Origin of the sequence: Deinococcus frigens DSM 12807, assembly GCF_000701425.1 — a bacterium.
GTDB lineage: Bacteria > Deinococcota > Deinococci > Deinococcales > Deinococcaceae > Deinococcus > Deinococcus frigens.
The window spans coordinates 62,082-85,306 of record NZ_JNIW01000008.1; the positions used below are offsets into that span (position 1 = coordinate 62,082).

Below are 23,225 nucleotides of genomic sequence, written 5' to 3' on the forward strand. Positions count from 1 at the left end.
GAAGATCAACCTCCCTGAGCTGGAAACATGGGGCACAGACGGTCTGGACGCGCCAGAGAAGCTTTGTACAGAGGGGTCTCTAGGCACGGACTGGACAGATGAAATGGGTCCCGAATCGCGGGGGCGGCGCAGAATGAAGCCGCAGAATGAAACCGTGGCCCACGGCTTACCGAGTGCCTAGCGGTGCCACTTGAGCCAGCCGAACGCACTATTGACCGCGCTGTAATAGGCCTGCGCGGCGGCGTAGCAGCCAGGGCGGGCATACCAGCTCTTGGTGTTGCACAGGGAGCGCATATTCCTCAGGAAGGCCGAATCGGTCATGGCCTTGTTGTAGGGCCAGTAGGCAACAGGACGGAGCTTGGGCAGATTGCGGTAGCCAAAATCATGCACGTTACAGGCGTTACGGAAAAAGGTGTTGTAGCCCAGGCCCAGACCCTTGGGGGCGCTACAGCCGTCGTAGTTCCAGTCCAGGCCGCTGTAGTTGGGCGAGCGCCGCTCGGCGAAATAATGGCTGATGCTGCCCCAGGCGACGCTCTGGGCATATCCCGCCTTGCCGGTGGCCTGTGCGCTCAGGCCCTCTGCCGGACCAGCCTGAAGGGCCAGCGCCTCGGCGTTCAGTCCCTCGTTGGGCAAACCGTAGGCTTCTTTCAGACCCTGGAGCAGCAGTGGATCGTTGGCATATTCCTTCAGGATGGCCTGGCTCTCGGCGTCTTGCAGTTCGGGGCGCGCGGCGAACTCGGCGATCTGCTCGGCCACCGACGGTCCTGCCGTGGCCACCGCTTCGGTGATGGCCACAGGGACAGGCGGCGTGCTGGCCGTTCCCCCCTGTGATCCGCAGGAGGTCAGCACCAGCGCGCCCAGCAACACAGAACCGAGTCCGAAATGAATCCCGGGGTATTTCATGGTGGAACCTCCTGGAACAGAGCTGGGGGCCATGCTGAAGTGCAAGGCGGGGCAAGGATCCGACAGTCTCTCGCCTCCCAACAGCGGCGACTGAACGCGACTGTGATGGGGCTGCGGTGGAGCTGTTGCGAAAGAACCGAACTGTGGAACTGATCAGAGCTTAGGCTTCGGCACCCCAGTTGCCCACTGCCGAAAGTCAGTGGAAAATTAAAGGAGGCTTTATATTTATCTCATTCTATTGGCAGAAGCGGCTGAGGCGCGAGCATCGGCACGCTCCAGATTTTCAACCCCTGTGCTTCCGCGCTGCCCACGCCCCGGTACTCCAGCGCCCACGCCACCAACGCTGGCTGAAAGAACAGCCTTGTTAGACGGGCGCGGTCCGAGTTCAGCCCGGAGGCGTCGCGGTGGGTCAGGTCCTGCAAGATATTGCCGGGAAACACCACCACAGAGAAGGCGGCCATGATCCAGCCCAGCCGCAGGCTGTCGGGAACCTGCGCCTGAAAATCCTGGTGCAAAAAGGTCAGGTGGCCGCTGCCCGCAAACGCGAGGGCCGCGCCCAGCAGCAGGCGGGCGGCATTCTGCGGAAAGGAGACTGCTGGAGTGATGGCGGGAGTGTGCCGCAACGCGCACGGCGGCCATCATTCCTTTGCTGTTCAGAGATGGACCGGATTTTATCAGCCTCCGACATACACTTTAGGGATGACCTTGATCCGCCCTTCAGGACTGGACGCCAGTTTCGCTTTCGCCTATACTCCGGCGGTGTTGTTATGTTGCTAGCAGAAATCATCAGCGTGGGGACGGAACTGCTGTTCGGCGAGATTGTGGACAGCAACGCTGCGTTCCTGGCACGCGAGCTGGGCGCGCGGGGCGTCATCCTGCACCGCAAAACGGTGCTGGGCGACAACCTGGGGCGCGTCAGCGAGGCGATTGAGCTGGCCCTGTCGCGCGCCGATCTGGTGATCCTGGGCGGCGGGCTGGGGCCGACGGACGACGACCTGACCCGTGAATCCATTGCCGACGCGCTGGGAGAAACGCCCGCCGAGGACCCGGAACTGCTGGCGTGGCTGGAGGGCTTGTACGCCGCGCGTGGGCGCGCGATGCCGGGGGTGAACCGCAAGCAAACGTGGCTGATTCCCAGCGCCGAGGCCTTGCCCAACCCCGTGGGAACCGCGCCGGGGTGGTTTGTGCGGACCGGAGGAAAATTTGTGGTGGCCCTGCCTGGCCCGCCACGCGAGATGCAGCGGATGTGGCGTGAGCAGGTCTTGCCCCGCCTCCCGCTGCCGGATCACGCGCTGGTTTCCACCACCATTCACACCCAGGGCATCGGCGAGAGCAATGTGGCCGAGCTGCTGACCGGACTGACCCAGAACGCCAATCCCAGCGTCGCCACCTACGCCCGCAAGACCGGCGTGGATGTGCGCGTGGCCGCCAGCGCCGCGACCGAGGCGGGGGCGCGCGAGCTGCTGGCTCCGCTGCTGGACACCGTGCGCGCCCACCTGTCGCGCTGGACCTGGGGCGAGGATTCTCAGACGCTGGCCGGGGCGCTGGACGCCGCACTCTCGGGCCGCAGCCTGGGCGTGATCGAGGCGGGCAGCGCGGGCGGTCTGTCCACGCTGCTGGCCGACGCGGCGGGTTTTCTGGACGCCGCCGTGACCCAGGACCACGCCCGGCTGATCACGCTGGGCCTGACCCCCGTGACCCTGCGCGACGCCGGGCTGGTCAGCGAGGAGGCCGCGCTGGAGCTGGCCGCCGGAGCGCGCGAACATCTGGGAGCCGATGTGGGGCTGGCTGTGGTGGTCAGCGTGGAGGGTGAGAACGCCGGGCAGGTCTACGCTGCCATTCATGGCGAGAAGGGCCACAAGGCTGCGGGCGTGAACTGGCCCGGCGACGCCGCGCAGATCCGGGAACGCGCCGCCGTGACCGCATTGGCGCTGGCCTACCGCGCACTCCGGGCGGGCGGGGAGTTGGCATGAAGATCAGAAAATCACAGACCAAGCAAAAAGTGGAGAAGCTGCGTGGGTCCGATCTGGCCGCCGCCTTGAAAATAACGGCAGAGGCCGAGCTGCCCCCCGTTGTAACGCGGACTTCAAAGGCAGTGCCCGCAACCCAGGAGCGGCGGGAGGAGACAGCGAAGCCTGCACCCCGCAAGGCTCAGGAACAGAAAGCCTCGGCGGACTTCAGGGCGCGCCAGGAAGATCGGCCCCCGAAGGGCAGCCGGGGCAGACCCGCCCCCGAGCAGCACACGCCCACCACTGGCCGCTTCTTCTATGCCCTGAAGGTCCCGGCCAGCGTCACCGGACCACTGTCCGAGGCGCAGCGCAAACTGAAGGGCAACTGGCGCACCACCACGCGGGAGCAGATGCACGTCACGCTGTGTTATCTGCCGTCCGTGCCGCTCGCCCGCGTAGCCGAACTGAAGGCGCTGGGCACCCGCCTGACGCAAGACCTGGGACCGATGGACGTACGCCTGCGCGGCACCGGCTACTTTCCCAACGAGGGCAGCCCGCGCGTGTGGTTCGTCAAGGTGGAGGCCGAGGGACTCGACAACCTGGCCGCCGCCCTGCGCGACGGGGTACAGGCGCTGGGCATCGACACCGAGGAGCAGGGCTTCAAGGCGCACATCACCCTGGCGCGCCGGAAAGGCCCCGCGCCGCGCGTGCCGCCCATGAATTTCGAGCTGGGCTGGACGGCGGGCGGGGCGACGTTGCAGCGCTCTCACCTTCAGAAAACGGGGCCGGTCTACGAGCAGGTCAGCACCTTCCGTTTTCAGGCCGGGGGGCAGCCCACAGCGCCGCCAAGCGAAACAGCCTCACCTCAACCTCACACCGACAATCCGCCCTCTCCCACACAGCAGGCACAAGCACAGGAGCCATCATGAGCAAAGAGAACCCGAAAGAAATCAGTGCCGCCCCCAGCGACAGCAAGGAGCGCCAGAAGGCCATTGAGACGGCCATGAGCCAGATCGAAAAGGCGTTTGGCAAGGGCAGCATCATGAAGCTGGGCGCGGAGAGCAAGCTGGACATTCAGGTGATCTCCACTGGCAGCCTGTCGCTGGACCTCGCGCTGGGCGTGGGTGGCATTCCGCGCGGGCGCGTGACCGAGATCTACGGCCCCGAAGCCGGGGGCAAGACTACGCTGGCCCTGAGCATCGTGGCGCAGGCGCAGAAGGCCGGGGGAACGTGCGCCTTTATTGACGCCGAACACGCGCTGGACCCGGTGTATGCCCGTGCGCTGGGCTGCAACACCGACGAACTGCTGGTGTCTCAGCCCGACAACGGCGAGCAGGCGCTGGAGATCATGGAACTGCTGGTGCGTAGCGGCGCAATCGACGTGGTGGTGGTGGACAGCGTGGCCGCCCTGACCCCGCGCGCGGAAATCGAGGGCGAGATGGGCGACAGCCTGCCCGGTTTGCAGGCCCGCCTGATGAGCCAGGCGCTGCGCAAGCTGACCGGCGTGCTGTCCAAGACCGGCACCGCCGCCATTTTCATCAATCAGGTGCGCGAGAAGATTGGCGTGATGTACGGCAACCCCGAGACCACCACCGGGGGCCGCGCACTGAAGTTCTATTCCACCGTACGTCTGGATGTCCGCAAGATCGGCCAGCCCATCAAGGTGGGCAACGACGCAGTGGCGAACACGGTCAAGATCAAAACGGTCAAGAACAAGGTCGCCGCGCCCTTCAAGGAAGTGGAGCTGGCGCTGGTCTTCGGCAAGGGCTTTGACCAGATGGCGGACCTGGTGGGACTGGCTGCCGATATGGACATTGTCAAGAAGGCCGGGAGCTTTTACAGCTACGGCGACGAGCGCATCGGCCAGGGCAAGGAAAAGGCGATTGCCTACCTCGCCGAGCGCCCCGAACTGGCAGAGGAAATCCGCGTCCGCGTGACCAACGCCATCCGCAGCGGCGGCGCGTCCGAGAAAGCCGCCGAGCCGCCCGTGCAGGAGACGATTACGGCGATGGCAGAATAAGCGCGAGACGAAGAAACGCCCCGGCTGGATTGCGGCTGGGGCGTTTTTGTTGTCTGGGTCGGATGGAGGCGATTGCAACTGGCCGAATTTCTGCCCTGCGCGGTGGCCCCTGACCCCCTTGTGCCGCAACGTTCCTCTCCCGCAAAGGAGGAGGGGGCCGGTCAGGCACTCTGATTCGATGGAGTTCAATCGAGTCAGGTCGGCGGTTACTCGTACCCCAGTTCCCGCAGCGCCTCGGGGTCCTCGCGCCAGCCGTTGATCACGATCACTTCCAGGCCCAGAAAGACCTTGCGGTTCAGGAAGACTTCCAGTTGCTTGCGGGCCGCCTGGCCAATTTCGCGCAGTTGCTTGCCGCCCGCGCCGATGACCATGCCCTTGTGGGCGTTCTTTTCCACGACGATCTCGCCCTCAATGCGTTGCAGGCCGTCCTCGCGCTCGGTCCAGCGGTTGACGCGGGTGGCGACGGCGTAGGGCAGCTCGTCGCGCAGCTTTTTCATGGCCTCCTCACGGATGATCTCGGCGGCCCACATCTCACGGGTCTGGTCACTGGCCGCGCCGCGCGGGTAGAAGAAGGGGTTCTCGGGCAGCACGTCCAGAATCTGCTCGCGCAGGGTAGAAACGGCCTCGGGCTGGTTCTGTGCGCTGAGCATGATCTCGCCCGTCTGGGCGGTGCGGCCTTCCAGCAGCGCGCGGTACAGCTTCATGGCCTCTTCTGGGTATTTGGAGACGTCGAGCTTGTTGCCCACCAGGAACAGCGGCTTGGGCAGGTCGCGGATCTGGCGGGCCACGAGCTGATCCTCGTCGCCGGGCGGATGGCGCAGGTCCACCACCCACAGGATCGCGTCCACGTCGCTCAGGGCGCTGTGGACCTCGTGGTTCATGTACTTGCCCAGGGCGTCCTTGGCCCTGTGCAGACCAGGGGTGTCCACGAAGACGATCTGGTGGGTGTCGGTGGTGTGGATGCCGCGCACGCCGCGCCGGGTGGTCTGCGGGCGCGGGCTGGTCGGCGCGACTTTGGTGTTCAGGAACGAGTTGAGCAGCGTGCTCTTGCCCACGTTGGGCTTGCCGACAATCGCCACGAACCCGGAGCGGGTGTCCTGGGCCTGGGTGTCGGTGGAGGTGGCATCGTGCGAGGGCGAGTCCTCGACTGGATCGGGTGGGAAAAAGGAATCGGTCATCTCCCAGCATTGTCTCACGCCCCGCCGGGGGCAAAAGGAAGGTGCGGGGGGCCAAGCGTATACGGCGCTGGACCGCAACCCCCTCGGTCGGCTGCGCGGCCAGCATCCTCAGGGGGAGCCGAGAAGCGTGATTGCACGGGCACTCCAGCGTCCTTTGCCTCCCTAATGAGGGAAGCCACGCCCAAAGGGCCAGAGGGGCCGAGCTGGACGGGCCACGCCTGGATTCCGAAGCTGAGCCAGGAGCGTTGCGGAAGCCGAAGCTATTCCTCCCGCCGCGCCTGCACGCCCGCGATCATCCGGGCGGCAACGCCACGGGGCAGCAGCCGGAACGCCGAGACCTGCACCTTGTTGGCGGCTCCTGCCACCGCCACCGCCTGCCCGCGCAGCATGGCGTCCACCCCGATGCGGGCCACCGTGTCCACGTCCAGCAGCGCCAGGCGGGTGACGCCGGACATCAATCGGCTCTCTTTCAGAGTGGCCGCGTCCTGAAAGCCAGTATCAACTGGGCCTGGGCACAGCGCCGTGACGCTCAGGCCGCTGCCGCGCAGTTCCTCATTGACGGCCTCGCTGAAGGAGAGCACGTAGGCTTTGGTGGCGTAGTACACGGCCATCAGGGGACCGGGGATGAAGGCTGCGGTGCTGGCAACATTCAGCACCCTGCCCCGCCCGCGCTCCAGCATGGCGGGCAGGAAGCGCCGCGTCAGATCGGTCAGGGCCGTGACATTCACCGCGATCATCTCGCCAATTTCCGTCTGATCCTGGCGGGCAAATTCGCTGAAGCCGCCGAAGCCGGCGTTGTTGATCAGCAGGTCCACAGCCAGGCCACGCACCTCAACCTCATCCTGAAGCAGTTTACCCGCATGGGGTCGAGACAGATCGGCGGCGATCACTGTCGCCTGAACCCCATGCTGGCGCGAGAGTTCTTCGGCCAGCGCCCGCAGTCTACCCTCGCTGCGGGCCACCAGAATCAGATTCGCGCCGTGGGCGGCCAGTCGCCGGGCCATGGCCTCGCCGATGCCGCTGCTGGCCCCAGTGATCAGGGCGGTGGATGTCGGGTGGATCATCTCTTCAGGATAAAGCCCTCTGGCGTGAGGAGCCGCGCCCACAGACAGCCACTGGATGGTTCAATCAACCGCACATTCACAGGATTAAGATTTAATCAAAGCAACGGCCATGACGTCCGCCGCGTACTGTAAGGCATGAGAGGCCCCGTTACTTCCGGCCCTGAAGTGAGTCTTCAGGACATGTTCGCGCAGAGTACTGCCGTGATCACCCAGCCCAGCGTGGCCACCTTCGAGCGTTACGAGAAGCGCGGCGGTCTTCAGAGCGCCCTGATTTATGTCATGGTGGCCGCCGTTGTCTCGGCGTTGATCGCCGCTCTGTTCTCGTTCTTCCATTCGGACGTGACTTTCTTTGGGCAACTTTTCTCGCGCCTGATTACCATCCCCATCCAGTTCCTAATCTTTACCGGGGCCGTTTATCTGATCGGCGGCAGCCTCTTCAAAGGCACTGGCACCTATCCGGAGGTGGCTTACACCTTTGCGCTGTTCTTCGTACCGCTGAGCATCATCGGGACCTTCCTCGGCATCATTCCTATTCTGGGATGGCTGGTGTCCGTGCTGATCAGCATTGTCCTGGTGTATTTCGGCTATCTGGCCGTGCAGTCCAGCATGAATCTACGCGAACAGATCCCGGCTATCGCCACGCTGGTCCTGTCTGGTATTGCCTATCTGGCCGTGGGCAGTGTCTTGGCTGGGCTGTTTTAGGCTGGGCTGTTTTAACCGTCCCCTCAATTTCAACAGCCAACCCAACGTTAACGCGGTAAAAGGGGCGGGGTCACAACGACTTCGCCCCTCTTTCTTGCCGAATCGTTACTGATCTGCGTACACATGCACCGCCACCTCTAATTTGCCCTGGCCGCCGCCAAAATACGTGCCCCGCACCGGGGACACATCGCTGTACTCGCGCCCGTGGCCGATCTTGATGTGTTTTTCCAGCGCCAGGCAGTCGTTGGTGGGATCGTAGCCCAGCCAGCCGTAACCGGGAATCAGGCATTCCACCCAGGCGTGGGTGGCCTCTGCGCCGCGCATCTCGCCGCCGCTGTACAGGTAGCCGCTGACGTAGCGGGCTGGAATGCCCAGTTGCCGGGTGATGCCCAGCATGGCGTGCGTGAAGTCCTGGCACACGCCGTGCCCGGTCTGCGCGAACTCGGCCAGCGGGGTGCGAACGTCGGTGGCCGCCGGATCGTAGGTGAAGCGGCGGCGCAGGTGCCCCGTCAGGTCCACCAGAAAGGCAGGCAGATCATCACTGGGACCAGGGCGCGCCACGCCGAACAACTCCGGCCATTTGCCGCTGGGGACGCGCGGGCTGGGCACCAGGAACTCGGAGTTGCGCCCACGCTCGGGCCGCAGTTCGGAAAATGGGGTGTGGATGGGCAGCGTGACGGCGTGCGTGTCCACGATGGCCTGCGCCTCGATCAGCAGGTGGCGGTGGTGTTCATGGACATGGACGTGGTGGACGATGGCCCCGAAGTAGTCCTTGTGCGAGGTGACCTCGGCGTCGGGGGTCACGTTCAGGTGAAACAGCCGCACGCTCTGGCGCGTCTCGTTGGAAGGATGCAGGCGGACCTGGTTAAAGGAATCCCAGGCGGGCCTGGGGTAGTGGTACTCGGTGGTATGCCGGATTTCGCAGCGCATAAATGGGGGAACCCTCTAGCGGTTCTGCCGGGCAGTCTGACATGTCTGGGCAGAGGTAAAGCGGCGCGGGGCAGACGAATCTGGAACCGGGAGCTGCCTCATTCCTCCTCGAAGTAGGCGGCGGTGATCGCCGCGCCCACCCGGTTAAAGTCCTCCAGCAGCGTTTCGATGCCGGGGTCCTCCCCATCGATGATGTCGGCCACCCGGGCGTATTGCAGCCGCGCCACCAGCCAGCGCGACAGGCGCAGGATCTCCGGGTGCGCGCCGGGATGGAAGCGGCCAATCTGCTCCAGCGCCTCGCTGAGGTTCATGGCGCTGTGCCGCACGCTGCGCGGGAAATACTCGTCCAGCAGCAGAAATTCGGTGACGCGCATCGGGGTGATGCCGGTGTGGACGCGCTTGCGGTACGCCTCGTTGGCGCTGGCCCCCTTGAGGGTACTGACCCAACGCTGGTCTTGCAGGGCGCGGCCTGCCGGATCGCCGCGCGCGGCCAGGGCGTCGGCGTCCTTGAAGCGGCTTTGCAGCACGCGCAGGGTGTTGTCGCCGCGTTCCAGGGTCTGCCCGGCGCGCATAAAAGACCAGCCCTCGTCGCGTGGCAGGGTGGCGAAGGCAATGCCGAAAAAGAACTGGGAGGCGTCCCGCGCGGCGGCGCAGTACTCGAACAGCCCGTCGCGGTCCAGCACGTCGCCGTTCTCGAAACACAGTGTCAGGTACGAGCGGTTGAGCGTCTCCCACATCTCGCTGGGCAGGCGGTCGCGCAGGCCACGGGCGTTCTCGCGGGCGCGGGCCAGGCTGCTGGCGATGCTGGACGGGTTGTCACGGTCAAAGGCCATCCAGGAGCTGACGCTGCGGGCGTCCAGGCGGCCATACTTGGCGCGCAATTGCGCCTCGCCGCCAGTCAGTTCCAGCAGCGGCGTCCAGTACTCGCGTGCGCGGCCCGAGACTTCCAGGCCCGCGTAATAGTTGACGTTCAGCAACCGGGCGGTGTTCTCGGCGCGCTCCATGTAACGCCCGATCCAGAACAGACTCTCGGCCAGGCGGGAGAGGAGCAGCATTATTTGTCTCCCCCCAGCTCATTTTTTTCCAGTTCCTGCTGGTACGACTTCTGGGATTGCGACTGCGATTGAGACTGCCGCTGCGTCGGTGAGCCGCTGCCGGATTGTTCCTGCGACTGGCGTTGCTGCGGAACCTGCTCGCCGCTGCCTGGGTCTTCCACATACACGCCGATCTGAGAGTCAACGTCCTGGGCCACCTGTTCGCCGACGGCCCCCAGCGCCGGGTCCAGGTCTCCCGTTTCTGCCGCCTGAGACTCCTCACCCGCAGTCGGGACGGAATGGGTGTCACCGGGGTCAACCGGTTCCTGCTCCTGACTCTGGACATACGCGCCGATCTGCGCCTCCTCGGCCACCTGTTCGCGGATGCCGGCCAGCGCGGGATCGACGCCTGGCATAACCTCTTCCGCGCCCCCCTCCCCGGCAGGCGTGTCGATGGGAACCGCGCCGAAGCCGCCCTGGAACTGGGTCTGGCCCTGGGACAGCCCGCCGCCCACGTGGCCGTGCATAAACTGGCTCTGGCCCTGCGGGGTCACCGGGCCGTCGTGGTCCAGTACCCAGGTGTCCTTGCTGCCGCCGCCCTGCGAGGAATTGACCACCAGGCTGCCACGCCGCAGTGCCACGCGGGTCAGGCCGCCGGGCACGATGGTGACCTCGTCCTTGCCGCACAGGATGTAGGGGCGCAGGTCGATATGCGCGCCCTCGAAGGCGCTGCTGTCCTCGTAGAAGGTGGGGTGGCGCGACAACCCCACCACCGGCTGGCCGATAAAGTCGCGCGGATTGGCCCTGACCTTGACCAGAAACTCGGCCACCTCCTCCTCGGTGGCCGAGGGGCCGATCAACATGCCGTAGCCGCCCGCCTCGCCCACCGCCTTGATGACCATGTTGGCGGCGTTGCCCACGATGTGTTCCAGATGGTCCGAGTCACTGCCCAGAAAGGTGGGGACGTTGTTCAGGATCGGCTCTTCGTTCAGGTAGTACTTGATCATGTCAGGCACGTAGGCATAGACGGCCTTGTCGTCGGCCACCCCGGTGCCCACCGCGTTGGCGATGGCGACCCGGCCCTGGCGGTAGACCTCAATCAGCCCCGAGACGCCCAGCGCGCTGTCACGGCGAAAGGTCAGCGGATCGATGAAATCGTCGTCGATGCGGCGGTAGATCACGTCCACCTGCTGACGGCCCCCGGTGGTCCGCATCCAGACCCGGCCTGCGTCCACGAACAGGTCGCGGCCCTCGACGAGTTCCACGCCCATCTGCTGCGCCAGGTAGGCGTGCTCAAAGTACGCGCTGTTGTACATGCCGGGCGTCAGGACCACCACCGTGCCGTTGTCGCGCGGGCTGACCGACTGCAACAGCGAGAGCAGCGAGGTGGCGTAATGCTGCACCGAGCGCACGCCCTGGCCCTCGAACATCTTGGGGTAAATGCGGCGCATGGCGTCGCGGTTGGACAGCAGGTACGACACGCCGCTGGGCGAGCGCAGGTTGTCCTCCAGCACCAGATACTCGCCCTTCTCATCGCGGATCAGGTCCGTGCCGACGATGTGGGTGTACAGCTTGCCGGGGGGCGTGACGCCGTGGACCTCGCGCCGGAAGTGGGTGGAGGTATACACCAGCTCGCTGGGGATCACGTCGTCATTCAGAATCTGCGCGTCGCCGTAGATGTCGTTCAGAAAGAAATTCAGCGCCCCCACGCGTTGGGTCAGCCCCGCCTCAACGTGCGCCCACTCGGAGGCCGGAATCACGCGCGGCACCGGATCGAAGGGAAAGGTCCGCTCAGTGCCCTTGGAATCGCCGTAGACGGTGAAGGTGATGCCCTGGTTGCGAAAGGCCAGGTCCAGCATGCCGTGCCGCCGCTGGAATTCGCTTACGCCCAGCCGGTCGATGTATTCCTGGAGGCCCTGATAGTGCGGACGCACCCGCCCGTCCGCCGCGTACATCTCATCGAAAAAGCTGTTGCCTGGCTCATATTTCATGCGCCCTGTCCCCCTTATGTACCGTGCTTGATCCCCGCAGGATAAGGGGTGGAGTGGCCTGCGGGCCACCTGTGGCTAGAACGCGGTAGGAACGGCGCAGACAAAGCGCCAGCACAGACAGACCACAAACCGCGACGGCGGCAGGGCAAGGTGGTTCTGGAGGCGGACACCATCTCGTGCTGTCCGCAGCCTGGCTCTACTGCGGAATCTTCCCCGCCTGCGCCCCGAAGGCCGCTTCCAGACGCGGCAGCAGTTTGCCCTCGTGGGCGCGGGCCGCGCGCAGCAGAGCGTTCTTGACGGCGGTGGCGTTGGCGCTGCCATGCCCGATAAAGGCCAGTCCCCTGACCCCGATGAGAATGCTGGCCCCGTAGGTGCTGGGGTCCATCCGCTCGGCCAGGCCACGCAGCGGGCCGCGCACCAGCAGGCCGCCCAGCCTGCTTTTCAGGCCGCTGCTCAGGGCCTCCCTGATCCAGCCGAACATGACCCTGGCCTCGCCCTCGGCCAGCTTGAGGACCACGTTGCCGGTAAAGCCGTCGGTAACGACGATATCGGTGGTCCCCAGAAAGATGTCGCGGCCCTCCACGTTGCCGTGGAAGTTGATGCCGTGGCCGTGCAGTCCGCGCAGCAGGGCGTGGGCCTCGATGACCAGGGCGCTGCCCTTGTGGTCTTCCTCGCCGATGGACAGCAGCCCCACCGTGGGGTTTTCCTGGTCCTCCAGCACCTTCAGGTAGACGGTGGCCAGCCTGGCCCACTGCGCCACATAACTGGCCTTCACGTCGGCGTTGGCACCGGCGTCCAGCAGCGTGGTCATGCCGCCGCGCGCAGGCAGGTGGGTCAGGATGGCCGGGCGCTCCACGCCCCCGATGCGCCCGAAGGTCAGCAGCGCCGAGGCCATCGTCGCGCCGCTGTGGCCCATGCTGACGGCGGCGGCGGCCCGTCCCTCCTTGACCAGCCGGGTGCAGACGTTGATGCTGGCCCCGGTGCGGCCCCGAACGCCAGCGGCGTGTTCGTCCATGCCGATCACGTCATTGGCGTCCACGATCTCTAACGGCAGGGCCGCGCTGCCCGGAAACTTGCCCAGCTCGGCGTGCAGGGCCACCCGTTCGCCCACCAGCAGCACCCGGACCCCGGCCCGCGCCGCCTGGACCGCGCCGTCCACATTGGGCGCTGCGCCGTGGTCCCCGCCCGCCGCGTCCAGCGCGATGGGCAAAGGAGCGGAGTCGGCCTCAGCGCTCATCATTCTCGGCCAGGGCGGCGGTCAGGTAAAAGGGACGCGTCTCCGCCGCCCTGGTTTCCGCTCCGCGCTGCTCGCTGGGCAGGCGGTAGCCGGGGCGCTCGATCTGCCCCCGCAGGTCCCCCAGGTCCACGTACAGGTCAGCGGCGTTGCGCAGCTCGTAGCTGGTCATCTCGGGAATGCTGGCGACGACCACCCGCTTGCCGCGCGCCCGCAGCACTTCCACCGGGCGCTCGAAATCGCCGTCGCCGGTCAGCAGCACGGCGGTGTCGTACAGGGCCGTGGTGGTCAGCAGATCGGTCACGATCTCGATGTCCAGGCTGGCGCGGCGAAAGGTATCTCCGTTCTCGTCGGTGCTCTCGCGCAGCGGACGGGTGCGGACGGTATAGCCCATGTAGCTCAGGGCGTCGGTGAAGCGGCGCTGCTTGTCGTCGATGGGCATGGGGACGGCGGTGTAATAAAAGGCGTTGTAGAGCGTGCCCTGCGCAGCGAAATGGTCCAGAATCTTGCGGTGATCGAAATTCCATCCCAGCCGCTTGGCCGCTGAATAAACGTTGGCCCCGTCAATAAAAAGTGCAATTCGTGGTGTATGTCCTTCCATCAATCCATCTCCCGATTCCCGTGAGTGCTCCGCTCCCGCCTGCGTGCTGGAGCGTCACCAAAGGATAGCGGACGGGCAGCGGGCGGCTCAATGACCGGCTTTCAGCGCTCGCGCGGGAGCTGAGGAATGGTGTCCGGCGTGTGGAGGGCGTCCCAGACCTCTGAGCGCAGCCGGGTCAGATTCACGCCGCCGTACACCTCTGGGAGACCGTCCAGATATTTGAGCGCCTTGTCGAAGTTGCGGTGCGTCAGGCTGCCGTGATGCCAGCGCTTGTGCAGGGCCGCTGCCAGCAGGATCAGGCACTGCAAAAAGGCCCGGTCCTGACCCTCGGCCTCCAGCCACGGTCCCTCCCAGGCTTCATGGGCCTCCCACCACTGGCCCCGGTTGAACAGGCCAGCGCCTTCATCGAACGCCTGCTGATGGGCGGCCCTGAGCATGCCCCCAGCCTACCCCGCCCGCGTGGAAATCCCCCACCGTTGCGTATGAATGACGCCTAAGCGCCTGCCCATGCCCGCCAAATCCACGCGTAAGCCGTGCGGCGTATAGTTGCCCGTATGAAGCCTCTGGAACTGACCGATAGCAATTTTAACGACGAGACCGCCAGCGGATTGACCCTGGTGGACTTCTGGGCACCGTGGTGTGGCCCCTGCCGTATCATCGCCCCGGTGATCGAGGAACTGGCCGGACAGTACGAGGGCCGCGTCAAGATCGGCAAGGTCAACGTGGACGAGAACCCCGTGACCCAAGGCCAGTACCGCGTGATGAGCATTCCCACCCTGATCCTGTTCAAGGATGGCCAGCCGGTGGAGGGCGTGGTGGGCGCGCAGCCCAAGCGGGCCTTTGAAACCCTGCTGGACAAGCACATCGGCACGGCAGCCGCCAGCAGCGACAGCAACACCGTCAGCGCCAACTGAAACCCATAGTTAAACATCCATAGTCAAGCAAGAGCCACCCCAGATTGCGGGTGGCTTTTTCAGGTTTTAGAACCGCACCACATCCGGCGGTGTCCAGGCGTGCAGAACTTCGGAGAGCAAAACCTCGCCGTCCGGCCAGTCGCCGTGGCCGCTGTCCGGGTTGATGTGGCCCACCATTCCCGCCGACACCAATGCAGCGTCCCATGCGTCCGCAAAAGCCTCGGCGCGCGCAAAAGTCACGAAAGGGTCATTCTCGCTGGCGATTACCAGGGCAGGAAGCGGCAGTGGAGTCAGCAGGATCGGGGCCAGCGCCGCGATGGCCGGATACTCCGCCTGAACGCTGGCGTCCTCCGCGTCCGAGGGGCCGACCAGCAATGCGCCCCGCACCCTGGCGTGCCCGCCCGTTCGCGCCGCCCAATGCACGATGGTCAGCACGCCGGAGCTATGGCCCACCAGCACCACGTCGCCGGGCGTGGCCTCAATGGTTTCCTGGAGTCGGTCAGACCAGCTCTGCGGCGTGGGCGTGTGCCAGTCGTCCTGCACGGCACGCACGCCACCAAATTTGCGTTCCCAGAGACTGTACCAGTGCTGCTCGGTGCCGCCGCCTAGGCCGGGCACGATGATCAGAGTAGGGGTCATAGGGCAAAAGGTAGCAAGGAAAAAGGTGACCGTGAGATTGAACATCCCCTGGCCTTTCGACCTCCACCAACGCTACCCAAAACAAAAACCCCCCGCACAAGGCAGGGGGCCTTCAAAACCAGTCTGAACTCAGACCAGTTCAATGAGAGCCATCGTCACGCCGTCGCCCCGGCGGGTGCCGATGCGCAGGATGCGGGTGTAGCCGCCGGGACGCTCGGCGTACTTGGGGGCCACCTCATCCATCATCTTGCGGACAACGTCGTTGTCGTGGATGTCGCGGGCCACCAGACGGCGGGCGTGCAGGTCGCCGCCCTTGGCGGTGGTGATCAGTTTTTCGACATAGGGGCGCAGCTCTTTGGCCTTCGTGAGGGTCGTCTGGATGCGGCCCTCGCGCAGCAGCGCCGTCGCCTGGGCGCGGGCCAGAGCGGTACGGGCGCTGCTGTTGCGGTTGAGCTTGCGTCCGGCTTTACCGTGGCGCATGGGTGTTCTCCTTCAAAACGCGGCCCCCAGAATGCAGGGGCCGGAAAATGGTTTAGTCGCGCAGAGCAAGCCCAAACTGGGCCAACTGCTGCTTGATCTCGTCCAAGCTGCGCTCGCCGATGCCGGGAACCTTTTTCAGGTCACGGTCACTCAGTGCACACAACGCGTCCACGCTGTCGATACCCTCTTCCTTAAGGGAATGCAGCACGCGGGTGGTCAGACCCAGCCCTTCGAGCGTCACGCGCGGCGAATCCATCTCGGCGGGGTAATCGCCAGGGTTCAGATTTAACGTGGCGGGAGCGGTGGGGGGCAGGTCATACACGCCGGTCTGCGGCATGACGGGAGCACTGGGGGTGTACACCGGCTGCTGCGTGAACTCCGGGGTCAGGGCGGGCAGGTTTTCCACGTTGCCGAACACGTTCAGCTCCTCACGCAGAATCTCCACCGCCTTGTCCAGGGTGTCCTGCGGGCCAGTGCTGCCATCGGTCCAGACGCGCAAAATCAAGCGGTCCAGATCGGTCTGCTGACCCACGCGGGTGTTCTCGACGTGATAGGCCACACGGCGCACCGGGGAAAACACCGCGTCCACCGGAATGGAGTTGATGCGGTCCTTGGTGGCGTGCTTGTCAGCGGGAACGTAGCCCTCGCCTTCTTCCACGCGCACTTCCATGACCAGCTTGCCATCCTCGGCCAGGGTGGCGATCACCAGATCGGGGTTGACGATCTCGGCGTCGCTGGGAACCTCGAAGGCGCTGGCCTTGACCACGCCCTCGCCCTGCGCGCGCAGGGTCAGGGTCTTGGGACCAGGGGCATGGAACTTCACAACCAGTTCCTTGAGATTGAGGATCATCTGAATGACGTCCTCTTTGACTCCGGGAATGGTGGAAAATTCGTGCAACACGTCCTCGACGTACACGCTGGTCACAGCCGTGCCGGGGATTGAGGACATCAGGATGCGCCGGATGGGGTTCCCGATGGTGACGCCGTAACCGCGCGTGAGCGGTTCCAGGACGAATTCGCCATAATCGCCGTCCACGCGGGCTTTAAGTTGAGGGCGCTTTTGATCCACTGGGGCCTCCGTTAACGCGAGTAGTACTCGATGATGAAGTTTTCGTTGATCGGCAGCGCCAGGTCTTCACGCGCCGGGAGGCGGGCGAAGGTGCCGGTGAAGGTTTCGGGGTTCAGTTCGACCCAGGGAGCCACACGGCGGCGCTTCTGCGCTTCCATGTTTTCCTGGATAAAGCCCATCGAGCGGCTGCCCTCGGCCACGACGACTTCGTCGCCGACCTTGACCCGGTAGCTCGGGACGTCGACCTTCTGGCCGTTCACGAAAATATGACCGTGGCCCACGAACTGCCGGGCCTGACGGCGGGTGCTGGCAAAGCCCATGCGGAACACGACGTTGTCCAGGCGGCGCTCCAGCAGTTGCAAGAACACGGTGCCGGTTACGCCGGGAACGCTGGCGGCTTCGGTAAACAGGTTGCGGAACTGCTTTTCGCCCATGCCGTACAGGCGGGAGAGCTTCTGCTTTTCACGCAGGCGCACGCTGTAGTCGCTGGGACGTCCGCGACCACGGCGCTGGCCGTGCTGACCCGGCGGGTAGGGGCGCTTATCCAGATATTTCTGGACTTTCTCTGTTTCCGCGAGATTAATGCCCTCACGGCGACTTAATTTAGTAATCGATCCACGGTAACGACCCATTTATTGATCTCCTTGGTGCGGCCAACGTTATTGTTAACCAGGTCTGCGGCCCTCTGGTGCCCGCCGCCCTTGCTGGTGGTTGCAGCTTCAGCTCCTTAACAAAAATGCAAAGAAGCGGCGGCGGCGGGACAGGTGGGCGCGCGCGATGGCGCTAGCCCCGCACTTAGGCGCGGAACTTTTTCTTGGGGCGGCAGCCGTTGTGCGGCACGGGGGTGTCGTCCATGATGGACTTCACTTCGATGCCGCTGGCCTGAATGGCGCGGATGGCCTGTTCACGGCCCGAGCCACTGCCCCGCACCACCACGTCGACGATATTCATGCCAAAGGTCTGCTGGGCCTTTTTTACGGCGTCGGCGGCGGCAAGCTGTGCAGCGTAGGGCGTACCCTTCTTGCTGCCCTTGTAGCCAATCGTCCCGCCACTGCTCCAGGCGACAGAGTTGCCGTCCAGGTCAGTGATGGTGACAATCGTGTTGTTGTAGCTGGCATGCACGTAGGCGCGGCCAGCGCTGATGTTGCGCCGGGCGCGGCGCGGGGTCTTGCCCTTGGTAGATTTCGCCATGGCTTACTTCCTCGCGGCCTTTTTCTTACCAGCCACAGTCTTGCGCGGTCCCTTGCGGGTGCGGGCGTTAGTCTTGGTGCGCTGACCACGCACGGGCAGACCACGGCGGTGACGCAGGCCACGGTACGCGCCGATGTCCATCAGACGCTTGATGTTCTGACCGACCTCGGAACGCAGATCGCCTTCCACCTTGTAGGTCTTCTCGACCGCTTCACGCAGGGTGGACTGGTCCGCTTCACTGAGGTTCTTGACGCGGATATCGGGGCTGATCCCGGTACGCGCCAGCACTTCCTTGCTACGGGTCAGGCCGATGCCGTAGATGTAGGTCAGCGCGATCTCGATGCGCTTTTCGCGGGGCAGGTCGACGCCTGCAACGCGGGCCATTAGCCCTGCCTCTGCTTGTGCTTGACTTCCTTGCTGCAAATGATCAGCACCCGTCCGTGACGGCGAATCACCTTGCAACCGTCGCACATTTTCTTGACACTGCTGCGAACTTTCATGCTTCCTCCTCGCGCCGCCTGCTGTTGCATCAGCAGCGCTCGACCCCGGCCCACGCTCCCGTGGACTAGATCTGTGGTAATGCTCTGGCCCTTTTAGCGGCGATAGACGATGCGCCCACGTGACGTGTCATACGGGCTGATTTCCAGAACCACGCGGTCACCGGGCAGGATACGAATGTAATGAATGCGCATCTTGCCGCTGATGTAAGCCAGAATGTCGTGTCCCGTATCCAGCTTCACGCGAAAAGTGGTATTGGGCAATGCCTCTTCCACCACGCCCTCGGCGCGCACGGTATCGGACTCTTCCTTCTTCTTCTTTTCCCGCTGTTCCGGCATTCTTCGTCTCGCCACGCAACCTCCAGGCCCAATGCAAGCCAAACGTAAAGGTATCACGCGCGCGGGCGGCTGGACAAGCTGGGAAGTGGATGTGGCTCACGGTTGAACTGCCAGCATCTCCGAACGTTCGGCTATTCAGGACGTCTGGTTTTCAAGTGGCAGGTTCTGACAACTCTAGCCAGAAAGCGATGCTGGCCCGCTCGTAGAGATGCCCCATTTTCAGCGTTGCCCCTATGCCCCCTGGACCATGCTGTTGTTCCAGCTCCCGATACTCGGACAGTCGGGCGCGGTGCAGGGCGAGCTGCTCGGCGGCCAGCGCCTCCAGCGCTCCATTCCCGGCCTGATCGATGAAGAACAACTTGAGCAGCCCCGGATCACGCAGCTCTGGCATTCCAGCAGGCGCGGCCAGCCAGTGTTGCAGAGCTGCACGGCCTTCCGGGGTCATGGCGTACGTGCGTCTGCGTCGCCCGCCGTCCTCCTGCTGCTCGCTCAAAAGGCCCAGTCCCACCAGGCGCTGCGGTTCGGCATAGAGCTGAGAGCGCGGAAAATTCCAGAAGTAGCCCACCGATTCGTCGGCTTGACGCTTGAGGTCATAGGACGTGGCCGCGCCACACTGCGCGATCAGTCCCAGCACGATGTAGGACGAGGGGCCAAGGCTTGCATCGGACATGGTTACAGTGTACAGTCACGCTAGACCGTCCAGATTAGACCATGTATGTTAGACGGTTTTGGAGGCACGAGATGACCGGAGGACCCACCCGCCTGACCGCCCAACTGGACGGAGAATTCGTCGTGTTTATGATCGGGATGCGGGTCAACAAGCCGTGGCGCATCGACGCGTGGCTGCCGGTCTTTCTGGCCATGCCCCGGATGCTGCGTGAATTACAGGCGCGGCCCGATCTGGGATTGCTGGGCGGTCAGTTCCACGGCCCCAGCCTGATCCAGTTCTGGCGCAGCGCCGAAGATCTGAACGCCTACGCCAGGGCCAGGGAGAATGTCCACCTGCCCGCCTGGCGAGCATTTAACCAGAAGGCCCGCAGTTCGGACGGCGCAGTGGGCATCTGGCACGAGACTTACCGCGTTCAACCCGGCCAGTACGAGACGGTGTACGTGAACATGCCGAAATTCGGGCTGGGGCGCGCTGGAACACTGGTCCCGGCCAGCGGAAGGCGGGAGAGCGCGGCGGGGCGGATGGGCCGCTGAACCTCGATTGAGTCCATCACGCGGGGGACGGCATCACGCGGGGGACGGCCCTTGAACCCATAATAGTTTATGGACGAAGCGGCGCACCCCTTGCACGACGCCCTTGAACTGCTGCGCAAAGCGCCCGCTGACCTGTGGCCGGGGTTTGCGCCCGCGACGATTCCAACCCTGGTTTTCGATGGGGAACGCACCTCGCTGAGCGGGGCGACGCCTGAAGGAGCAGGCTGGCAAGCCGCGCCGCATGTTTGGACCTAGCCGGGGCGACATCCGGCGCTGGTGGCGAATACGGCAGTCAGCCTGCCGGGCGGGATCATGGCGGCGGGCGTCCTGCTGCCCAGCCTGGACTCGGTTTTACCTGAGCGGCTGGCCGCCATCCTGGTCCACGAGGCGTTTCATGTCTGGCAGGCGGGCCATCCCTCTGCGGCCTGGGAGGCCGACGAATTGGCAGCCCTGAACTACCCGGCGGGCCGGGCCGACGTGCTGCACGCCCGGCTGGAGGAAACTGCGGCTCTGGCCGCCGCCCTGGGCAGTCAGGACTGCGCGGTCCACACCCGCCGTGCGCTGGCCTGGCGGGGGGCAAGGCATGCGCTGCTGTCTGCCGCGCATCAGCAGTACGAGGAGCGCGCCGAAACCCTGGAGGGACTGGCACAGTACGTCGAATCGCGCTTTCTGGGTGAGCTGCCCCCGCTTGACCCGCAGGAAGCCGCCCGCCTGAGTGGCCGCCAGTGGGCGTACCTGAGCGGCGCGTCCTACGCCTTTCTCCTGTCGCGCGGCGAGGCCGGCTGGCAGGACGAGGTGATGCGCGGCGTTCCCCTCGCAGCGTTGCTGCCCAACAGCACCGATTTGCCTGGCGGGTCTCCCCCGGGCTTACCCGCACTGCTCGAAGCGGCAGAAATCGCGGCGCAGATCCACCGGGAGCAACTGGAGCAGCTTGCGCGGGGGTTTGACGCCCTGCCCGGCAAACGGCTGGTCATTCACAGTCAGCGCCTTCAGGTCATCGGCTTCGATCCCGTCAATCTGCATGTATTGAGCGGCGGACGCATCCTGCATACGCGCTACCTGAATGCGAGAACAGACGGGGCGGAGATCCAATTGTTGGGCGCTCCGGCACTGGCCCACGGCCCGAACCTGCTGAGGCCCAACCGGATCACGCTGGCCGCGCTGCCCGAGCCGACGCTGGCGGACGGGCGCTGGGTCATTCAGAGGGAGACCGTCAGCCTCCGCCTCCCTGCCTCCAGAGTCGAAGTGACACCAGACGGCTGGTCAGCCTCTCTGGACTGATCTCTCCCCTCCCCCGCCGCGCCACCTCTAGTCACCATGCTCTGCGTTCCCGCCCAGGCGGCCACGTCGTCTGTTCCGCGCACATCGCCGCAGCGGGACAGACGGACGAGTGGAGCCAGGGCTGAGACCAGGTCCGCGACCTCCACCCCCCTCGCCGCGCGGGCGTCCAGCGCCTCCAGCGCAACGGGCACAGCATCCGGCAGATCGGCGTAGCGCACAGCCTCCAGCGTTATCAATTCAGATCGTGAAGTTCCAGTCCGCGCGACTCCCATCGCCTGCACCAGACGATCGCTGCATTTGGGTTGCCACGCCAGCACCCAGGCTGGCTTGAAGGTGCCGCGTCCTCTGCGGTGCTGATGTACCGCTGCTGCGCCCAGGGAACGCCCAGCCGGTGCAGGCGGTGGAACAGGGTGGTGCGGGTCGAGGCATCCTTCTGAGCCGGAGCGGCCAGTTCATGGCCATAGGCTTGGCCGGCATACTGGCGCGGGACTTCAGGGGTGGCCGTCGTACCTTCGCTTTGAGGGTGAGAAAAAAATCAGCGTTCCAGCGCCGTGCGAACCGGGCCGTCGGGAATCATCAAGGTGGCGTCGCCATAGCGCACGCTCAGCCCCCCCTGATAGCGGGTCACGTGGCCCATCCTGGTCAGCGGCAGGCGGGAGCTGCCCTGCGCGTTGGCAATGTGCAGCGTGCCGGTCTCCTGATCCAACTGGAATTCGGTCACGCCGTTGTTGCGGGCCGTAGTCAGGACCTGGGTCAGGCTGCGGCGGGCGTTCCACCACACCAGCAGTCCCAGCAGCGCTGCCGCCAGCAGAAAGAAAACGCTACGGTAGTACACCACCCACAGGATGCCGATCACGGTCAGCAGGACCAGGGCAATCAGCGGGGCGCGCAAGAGTCGGCGCTGCATCTGGCGGTACACGCTGGCGGCCAGCAGTTGGCCGTCAGGCGAGGCCCAGTCCACAGTCTGCCGAATGCTCATGGTGTGGCCTGCTGAACGTCGCACCCAATCTGTACCCGCAGGTGCAGCCTGGCCCCCAAGCTGGCGAGGGTCTGCCGGGCGTGATCGCGGGCGTCGGTGGGCAGCGGCGCGGGGCGCGGGGCATCCGGGGCGGCGCGGGTCCAGGCCAGCTCCAGCACATTGATGCGCACGTAGCTCCAGTCCCAGTTCTTGCTGTGGGTGGCGTACTGAGACGCGGCCTGACTCAGGCCCTCGCTGTTGGCCCAGGACTCGGCCAGCAGCGCCCGCTCTCCCAGAGGCACCAGCAACGCGGCGGGATTGCCCAGCAATTCGGGAAAGCGCGCCACCCGCCGCGCCGCGCCCGCCGCCTGTGCGTCCAGCACCCGCGCTGCCTGCCAGTTGCCGGAGGGCCACGAAAACGCCGTGGCCAGACTGTCCCGCACCAGCTCCCTGAGGAGTAGGTGCAAACCCACCTGCCCTGCCGTGACCTTCCTCTCAAGGGCAGCGCGGCGCTTGGCCTGCGCCCCCGGATCGGCCTCCTGTTTGGCAACTATTTCAGTGGCTTGCTCAACTTCCTCGGCATTCTCGGCCCGGCTCTGGTGTCCGGCCAGCCAGGTCTGAATGCTCCCGGACGGCACCTCGGGACCAAAATTGGAGGCGTGCAAGGCGCGGAGCAGCAATAGCTCCAGCCCGTGCTTGCAGGGAAACTTGCGGCTGAGGCACGGGCATTGGGCCACCGGACCACTTAAATCCACCGCCGTCAGGTCAGGGGTCTTGCCGCCGCCCTGACATTCGCCCCACCACATCCCGTTCACGATATTCAGCGTTGGCCACTGGCCGGGGTTGGCCAGTTTGCGAGTACTGGCCGCACCGGGAGCCAAGGCGAGGACGGTCTGGAATGCTGATGCCTGAGACAAATCCTACGCTCCTTATCCTGCTTTTGACGTATGTGGTAGGAGCAACAGCTTCACGTTGCTGAGGCAAGCCTAGCGCAGTGCAAGAAAAGCAGTGCATGAAAAGCAGTGCAAGAAAAAAGGCCGTAAACGCA

General features: G+C 64.9%; 30 protein-coding genes. 8 read left to right on the plus strand and 22 right to left on the minus strand.

Annotated elements, in window-relative coordinates:
* Positions 1 to 177 precede the first annotated feature (177 nt).
* Together Q322_RS0104615 and Q322_RS20610 are read right to left on the minus strand one after the other, a co-directional pair.
* Positions 178 to 903, minus strand: a complete 726-nt coding sequence (locus Q322_RS0104615) for a phospholipase A2 (protein ID WP_051668197.1) — start codon at positions 901 to 903, stop codon at positions 178 to 180.
* A 230-nt stretch (positions 904 to 1,133) separates the two neighbouring features.
* Positions 1,134 to 1,526 (minus strand): DoxX family protein, encoded by a 393-nt coding sequence (locus Q322_RS20610; protein ID WP_245593137.1) that lies wholly within the window; start codon positions 1,524 to 1,526, stop codon positions 1,134 to 1,136.
* Positions 1,527 to 1,670: 144 nt separating this feature from the next.
* Between Q322_RS20610 and Q322_RS0104625 the strand changes: the two genes are divergently transcribed.
* Genes Q322_RS0104625 through recA form a run of 3 tightly spaced genes read left to right on the plus strand, consistent with a single transcriptional unit; the run spans position 1,671 to position 4,872 of the window.
* The gene (locus Q322_RS0104625) at positions 1,671 to 2,876 is read left to right on the plus strand and encodes a CinA family nicotinamide mononucleotide deamidase-related protein (protein ID WP_029476400.1); all 1,206 of its coding nucleotides are present in this window, start codon (positions 1,671 to 1,673) and stop codon (positions 2,874 to 2,876) included.
* A complete protein-coding gene (gene thpR / locus Q322_RS20615; protein ID WP_084147793.1) occupies positions 2,873 to 3,781 on the plus strand; it encodes an RNA 2',3'-cyclic phosphodiesterase in 909 nt (302 codons plus the stop codon). The genes Q322_RS0104625 and thpR overlap by 4 nt, the downstream gene beginning before the upstream one ends.
* Positions 3,778 to 4,872, plus strand: a complete 1,095-nt coding sequence (recA, locus tag Q322_RS0104635; protein ID WP_029476403.1) for a recombinase RecA — start codon at positions 3,778 to 3,780, stop codon at positions 4,870 to 4,872. Before thpR ends, recA begins: the two co-directional genes overlap by 4 nt.
* A 206-nt stretch (positions 4,873 to 5,078) precedes the next feature.
* Here the strand turns inward: recA and era are convergent, their stop codons facing one another.
* Positions 5,079 to 6,050: a GTPase Era gene (gene era / locus Q322_RS0104640; protein WP_029476404.1), complete on the minus strand. Its 972-nt coding sequence runs from the start codon at positions 6,048 to 6,050 to the stop codon at positions 5,079 to 5,081.
* Between the two features lie 260 nt (positions 6,051 to 6,310).
* A complete protein-coding gene (locus Q322_RS0104645; protein ID WP_034417595.1) occupies positions 6,311 to 7,114 on the minus strand; it encodes an SDR family NAD(P)-dependent oxidoreductase in 804 nt (267 codons plus the stop codon).
* Between the two features lie 135 nt (positions 7,115 to 7,249).
* On the opposite strand from Q322_RS0104645, the gene Q322_RS0104650 reads away from it, so the two are divergent.
* Positions 7,250 to 7,816 (plus strand): YIP1 family protein, encoded by a 567-nt coding sequence (locus tag Q322_RS0104650; RefSeq protein WP_029476408.1) that lies wholly within the window; start codon positions 7,250 to 7,252, stop codon positions 7,814 to 7,816.
* Between the two features lie 105 nt (positions 7,817 to 7,921).
* On the opposite strand, the gene Q322_RS0104655 is transcribed toward Q322_RS0104650, so the two are convergent.
* The 6 genes from Q322_RS0104655 to Q322_RS0104680 all read right to left on the minus strand — a co-directional run bounded on the left by Q322_RS0104655 (position 7,922) and on the right by Q322_RS0104680 (position 14,043).
* On the minus strand, positions 7,922 to 8,746 hold the full coding sequence (locus tag Q322_RS0104655; protein WP_029476409.1) for a transglutaminase family protein: 825 nt from the start codon (positions 8,744 to 8,746) through the stop codon (positions 7,922 to 7,924).
* Positions 8,747 to 8,844: 98 nt separating this feature from the next.
* On the minus strand, positions 8,845 to 9,801 hold the full coding sequence (locus Q322_RS0104660) for an alpha-E domain-containing protein (protein ID WP_029476411.1): 957 nt from the start codon (positions 9,799 to 9,801) through the stop codon (positions 8,845 to 8,847).
* Positions 9,801 to 11,771 carry a circularly permuted type 2 ATP-grasp protein gene (locus Q322_RS0104665; protein WP_029476413.1) on the minus strand — a complete coding sequence of 657 codons (1,971 nt, stop codon included), beginning with the start codon at positions 11,769 to 11,771 and terminating at the stop codon, positions 9,801 to 9,803. The genes Q322_RS0104660 and Q322_RS0104665 overlap by 1 nt, the downstream gene beginning before the upstream one ends.
* A gap of 196 nt (positions 11,772 to 11,967) precedes the next feature.
* On the minus strand, positions 11,968 to 13,008 hold the full coding sequence (plsX, locus tag Q322_RS0104670; RefSeq protein ID WP_029476415.1) for a phosphate acyltransferase PlsX: 1,041 nt from the start codon (positions 13,006 to 13,008) through the stop codon (positions 11,968 to 11,970).
* Entirely contained in the window at positions 12,998 to 13,606 is a 609-nt protein-coding gene (locus tag Q322_RS0104675) for a LabA-like NYN domain-containing protein (protein WP_029476418.1), read from the minus strand. The genes plsX and Q322_RS0104675 overlap by 11 nt, the downstream gene beginning before the upstream one ends.
* Before the next feature lie 101 nt (positions 13,607 to 13,707).
* Positions 13,708 to 14,043, minus strand: a complete 336-nt coding sequence (locus Q322_RS0104680) for a DUF309 domain-containing protein (RefSeq protein ID WP_029476420.1) — start codon at positions 14,041 to 14,043, stop codon at positions 13,708 to 13,710.
* Between the two features lie 117 nt (positions 14,044 to 14,160).
* Between Q322_RS0104680 and trxA the strand changes: the two genes are divergently transcribed.
* Positions 14,161 to 14,520 carry a thioredoxin gene (gene trxA, locus Q322_RS0104685; protein WP_029476421.1) on the plus strand — a complete coding sequence of 120 codons (360 nt, stop codon included), beginning with the start codon at positions 14,161 to 14,163 and terminating at the stop codon, positions 14,518 to 14,520.
* Positions 14,521 to 14,586: 66 nt separating this feature from the next.
* Here the strand turns inward: trxA and Q322_RS0104690 are convergent, their stop codons facing one another.
* From Q322_RS0104690 to Q322_RS0104730, 9 genes are all read right to left on the minus strand, one after another.
* Positions 14,587 to 15,159, minus strand: coding sequence for an RBBP9/YdeN family alpha/beta hydrolase (locus tag Q322_RS0104690; protein ID WP_029476423.1), 573 nt, complete (start codon positions 15,157 to 15,159; stop codon positions 14,587 to 14,589).
* Positions 15,160 to 15,288: 129 nt separating this feature from the next.
* Positions 15,289 to 15,639, minus strand: coding sequence for a 50S ribosomal protein L17 (gene rplQ / locus Q322_RS0104695; protein WP_029476425.1), 351 nt, complete (start codon positions 15,637 to 15,639; stop codon positions 15,289 to 15,291).
* 52 nt (positions 15,640 to 15,691) lie between these two features.
* Positions 15,692 to 16,708: a DNA-directed RNA polymerase subunit alpha gene (locus tag Q322_RS0104700; RefSeq protein ID WP_029476427.1), complete on the minus strand. Its 1,017-nt coding sequence runs from the start codon at positions 16,706 to 16,708 to the stop codon at positions 15,692 to 15,694.
* A gap of 11 nt (positions 16,709 to 16,719) precedes the next feature.
* Positions 16,720 to 17,340: a 30S ribosomal protein S4 gene (rpsD, locus tag Q322_RS0104705; protein WP_029476429.1), complete on the minus strand. Its 621-nt coding sequence runs from the start codon at positions 17,338 to 17,340 to the stop codon at positions 16,720 to 16,722.
* A gap of 163 nt (positions 17,341 to 17,503) precedes the next feature.
* On the minus strand, positions 17,504 to 17,899 hold the full coding sequence (gene rpsK, locus Q322_RS0104710) for a 30S ribosomal protein S11 (RefSeq protein ID WP_029476431.1): 396 nt from the start codon (positions 17,897 to 17,899) through the stop codon (positions 17,504 to 17,506).
* Between the two features lie 3 nt (positions 17,900 to 17,902).
* Complete coding sequence (gene rpsM / locus Q322_RS0104715) at positions 17,903 to 18,283, minus strand: 30S ribosomal protein S13 (RefSeq protein ID WP_029476432.1); 381 nt, start codon at positions 18,281 to 18,283, stop codon at positions 17,903 to 17,905.
* Positions 18,283 to 18,399 (minus strand): 50S ribosomal protein L36, encoded by a 117-nt coding sequence (gene rpmJ, locus Q322_RS0104720; protein WP_029476433.1) that lies wholly within the window; start codon positions 18,397 to 18,399, stop codon positions 18,283 to 18,285. Before rpmJ ends, rpsM begins: the two co-directional genes overlap by 1 nt.
* Before the next feature lie 93 nt (positions 18,400 to 18,492).
* Positions 18,493 to 18,735: a translation initiation factor IF-1 gene (gene infA / locus Q322_RS0104725; protein WP_029476435.1), complete on the minus strand. Its 243-nt coding sequence runs from the start codon at positions 18,733 to 18,735 to the stop codon at positions 18,493 to 18,495.
* Positions 18,736 to 18,886: 151 nt separating this feature from the next.
* Complete coding sequence (locus tag Q322_RS0104730; RefSeq protein WP_029476437.1) at positions 18,887 to 19,405, minus strand: PadR family transcriptional regulator; 519 nt, start codon at positions 19,403 to 19,405, stop codon at positions 18,887 to 18,889.
* 71 nt (positions 19,406 to 19,476) lie between these two features.
* Here Q322_RS0104730 and Q322_RS0104735 point away from each other — a divergent pair, with 71 nt between their 5' ends.
* The 3 genes from Q322_RS0104735 (at position 19,477) to Q322_RS0104745 (ending at position 21,219) form a co-directional block, all read left to right on the plus strand.
* The gene (locus Q322_RS0104735; RefSeq protein WP_029476439.1) at positions 19,477 to 19,938 is read left to right on the plus strand and encodes a DUF4188 domain-containing protein; all 462 of its coding nucleotides are present in this window, start codon (positions 19,477 to 19,479) and stop codon (positions 19,936 to 19,938) included.
* Positions 19,939 to 20,007: 69 nt separating this feature from the next.
* Positions 20,008 to 20,193, plus strand: coding sequence for a hypothetical protein (locus Q322_RS23095; RefSeq protein ID WP_029476441.1), 186 nt, complete (start codon positions 20,008 to 20,010; stop codon positions 20,191 to 20,193).
* 21 nt (positions 20,194 to 20,214) lie between these two features.
* Positions 20,215 to 21,219, plus strand: a complete 1,005-nt coding sequence (locus Q322_RS0104745; RefSeq protein WP_029476442.1) for a hypothetical protein — start codon at positions 20,215 to 20,217, stop codon at positions 21,217 to 21,219.
* Here Q322_RS0104745 and Q322_RS24935 read toward each other — a convergent pair.
* The 3 genes from Q322_RS24935 to Q322_RS0104755 form a co-directional block, all read right to left on the minus strand.
* Positions 21,138 to 21,536, minus strand: a complete 399-nt coding sequence (locus tag Q322_RS24935) for a DUF5682 family protein (RefSeq protein ID WP_415831095.1) — start codon at positions 21,534 to 21,536, stop codon at positions 21,138 to 21,140. The genes Q322_RS0104745 and Q322_RS24935 overlap by 82 nt on opposite strands.
* Before the next feature lie 218 nt (positions 21,537 to 21,754).
* Positions 21,755 to 22,198, minus strand: coding sequence for a hypothetical protein (locus tag Q322_RS0104750; RefSeq protein ID WP_029476444.1), 444 nt, complete (start codon positions 22,196 to 22,198; stop codon positions 21,755 to 21,757).
* Positions 22,195 to 23,094: a hypothetical protein gene (locus tag Q322_RS0104755; RefSeq protein ID WP_156952887.1), complete on the minus strand. Its 900-nt coding sequence runs from the start codon at positions 23,092 to 23,094 to the stop codon at positions 22,195 to 22,197. Before Q322_RS0104755 ends, Q322_RS0104750 begins: the two co-directional genes overlap by 4 nt.
* Between the last annotated feature and the right edge of the window lie 131 nt (positions 23,095 to 23,225).